The organism is Streptomyces sp. NPDC007896 (genome assembly GCF_042959425.1).
In the GTDB taxonomy this organism is placed as follows: Bacteria; Actinomycetota; Actinomycetes; order Streptomycetales; family Streptomycetaceae; genus Streptomyces.
This window is the reverse complement of sequence record NZ_JBIBKX010000052.1, coordinates 1-2,698: the sequence shown is the minus strand read 5'-3', so window position 1 is coordinate 2,698 and position 2,698 is coordinate 1. Positions and strand designations below refer to the sequence as shown.

Here is a 2,698-nt window from a genome sequence, read left to right as displayed (position 1 = left end):
GACACAGAGGACGACCTCGTCCTGTGCGTGCACAACTTCTCCCGCTTCGCCCAGCCCACCGAACTGGACCTGCGGGCCTTCAACGGCCGCCACCCCGTCGAACTCATCGGCGGGGTGCGATTCCCGGCCATCGGAGAGCTGCCGTACTTGCTCACCCTCGCGGGCCACGGCTTCTACTGGTTCCGGCTGCGACGCGCGATCGCCCCCGGCACCGCCAGGCGATCCTGACCGCACGTGATCGCGCTTGATCGTGTGCCCATCAAAGATCGCTTGCCTCTGAAAGGACGTGTCGCCATGCCGAAGACCGCGTTGCACCGTCCGGGCAGCCATGCCCCCGCCGCGCTGCTCACCTCGCTCGCCGAACTGCTGCGGCAATGGCTGCCGCGGCAGCGCTGGTTCGCGGGCAAGGGCCACCCCGTCACCGGTCTGAGCGTGGTGTCGTCGACCGAGCTGTACCCGGGCTGCCTGCATCTCCTGATACGTACCGAACACCTCGGCGGCTCCGACCAGGGGGGTCCCGGCACTCCCCCGCCCGACGACTGCTACCAACTCCTGCTCGGCGCACGCGAGATCCTGCCACCCCGACTCGCCCCCGCCTTCATAGGCCGCCCGAGCGCGGGCCCCCTGGCCGACCTCAGCGTGTACGACGCCTTCCACGATCCCAACGCGGCGGGTCTGCTCCTGGAACGACTGCGCACGCCCGGGGCGGCGGGACCGCTGCTCTTCGAGCGGGATCCCCAGGTGACGGTCCCCTGCGGTCTCACCCCCCGGCTCCTCGACACCGAGCAGTCGAACTCCTCCCTCGTGTACGGGAACTCCTTCATCCTGAAGGTCTTCCGCCGTGTCCAGCCGGGCATCAACCCCGACCTGGAGGTGCCCTGGGCGCTGGCCCGGCAGGGCTGCACCCGCGTACCCGCCCCCGCGGCGTGGTTCGGCACCTCGCAGCCGCGGGAGGCGACACTCGGGGTGCTCCAGCCGTTCCTGCGCGACGCCTCCGACGGCTGGACCCTGGCGCTCCAATCGCTCACCTCCGGCGGGGAGTTCACCGAGGAGGCATACGAACTCGGCCTGGCCACCGCCGAGATACATGTGGCACTGGCGGCGGCGTTCCCCGTACGAGCACCCAGTCCGTTGCAGCACCGGCAACTCGCGGCCGCGATGAGTGAACGGCTCGACACCACGGCCCGCTCCGTGCCCGAACTCCGGCCGTACGCGGCCGGGCTGCGCTCGGCATTCGACGCGCTCGCGGCCCTCGACGCGGCGATACGGCCGGCGCAGCGGATTCACGGCGACCTCCACCTGGGGCAGGTGCTGCGGGCCGGGCGGCAGTGGTCCGTCATCGACTTCGAGGGCGAGCCGGCCCGTCCGCTCACCGAGCGCCGACGCCTCCAGTCCCCCGTACGCGATGTCGCGGGCATGCTGCGCTCCTTCGACTACGCCGCGCGCTCCCGCCACCCGTGGCGCCCCGAGTGGGCGCAGCGCTGCCGGGAGGCCTTCTGTGCGGGGTACGCCGCCGCGGCCTCGTGGGACCCGCGCGAGGAGCCCGAACTGCTGCGCGCGTACGAGACCGACAGGGCCGTGTACGAGGTGCTGTACGAGGCGAGGCACCGGCCCGACTGGCTACCGGTCCCGATGGCGGCGGTCGGGCGCCTCGCCGAAGCCGCGGGGGAACGGCGTGACGCACACCCCACCGAGCGTTCTGCCCAACGTCCAACCGGCCATCACGCCGAACATCGCGTCGAACGTCCCGCCGAACGCCTTTGACGACGACCCGGAGCCCAGGATCCATCCGCCCCACCGCTTTCCCCGAGGAGGCTGAAGCCGTGGCAGTTCACACCACCGCCGTTGGCACCAGGCCGGTAGCCGCGCTGGACGCGACGGACCGCGCGCGCCTGTTGTCGGGCGCCCACCACGATCCGCACGCGCTGCTCGGCGCGCACCCGGTGCCGGGCGGCGTCGTGTTCCGCGTGCTACGACCGTACGCCGAGGCCGTCGCGGTGATGGTGGACGGCCGGCGCACGGAGCTACGGGGGGCCGGTGACGGCCTCTTCTCGGGCGTCCTGCCGCTCGACACGATCCCCGAGTACGTGCTGTCGGTGACGTACGCGGGCCACGAGTCCGAGGTACAGGACCCGTATCGCTTTCTGCCCGCGCTGGGCGAGGTCGATCTCCATCTGATCGGCGAGGGACGCCACGAGGAGCTGTGGCGGGCGCTCGGGGCGCATCCCATGACCCACCAGGGCGTGACCGGCACCCGCTTCACGGTCTGGGCACCCAACGCCCAGGGGGTCAGGGTCTGCGGGGACTTCTGCCACTGGGACGGCACCGCCTACCCCATGCGATCGCTGGGTTCCACGGGCGTCTGGGAGCTGTTCCTGCCCGGCATCGGCGAGGGAACGCCGTACAAGTTCGACATCACCCGGCCCGACGGTACGCACACGATGCGCGCCGACCCGATGGCCCGCCGCACCGAGGTGCCCCCGGCGACCGCCTCGATCGTCACGGAGTCGTCCCACGTGTGGACGGACGAGGAGTGGATGGCGGGGCGGGGGGCCCGTCCGGTGCACGAGGCGCCGTTGTCGGTGTACGAGGTCCACCTGCCCTCCTGGCGACCGGGCCTGACCTACCGCCAACTGGCCGAGCAACTGCCCGCCTACGTCCGCGACCTGGGCTTCACCCATGTCGAGCTGATGCCCGT

General features: G+C 71.7%; 2 protein-coding genes and 1 pseudogene. All 3 read left to right on the top strand.

Going from position 1 to position 2,698, the window contains the following annotated elements; translation table 11 throughout:
* The coding region (locus ACFZDJ_RS54980; protein ID WP_391070821.1) for an alpha-glucosidase C-terminal domain-containing protein at positions 1-228 on the top strand (228 nt) is incomplete at its 5' end.
* A gap of 66 nt (positions 229-294) precedes the next feature.
* Positions 295-1,764 carry a maltokinase gene (locus ACFZDJ_RS54975; RefSeq protein ID WP_391070820.1) on the top strand — a complete coding sequence of 490 codons (1,470 nt, stop codon included), beginning with the start codon at positions 295-297 and terminating at the stop codon, positions 1,762-1,764.
* A gap of 59 nt (positions 1,765-1,823) precedes the next feature.
* Positions 1,824-2,698: pseudogene (locus tag ACFZDJ_RS54970) on the top strand (1,4-alpha-glucan branching enzyme); the annotation flags it as partial.

Excerpts from the sequence above, each read along its gene's own strand:
- ACFZDJ_RS54975 (WP_391070820.1), top strand. The coding sequence starts at position 295 with ATGCCGAAGACCGCGTTGCACCGTCCGGGCAGCCATGCCCCCGCCGCG.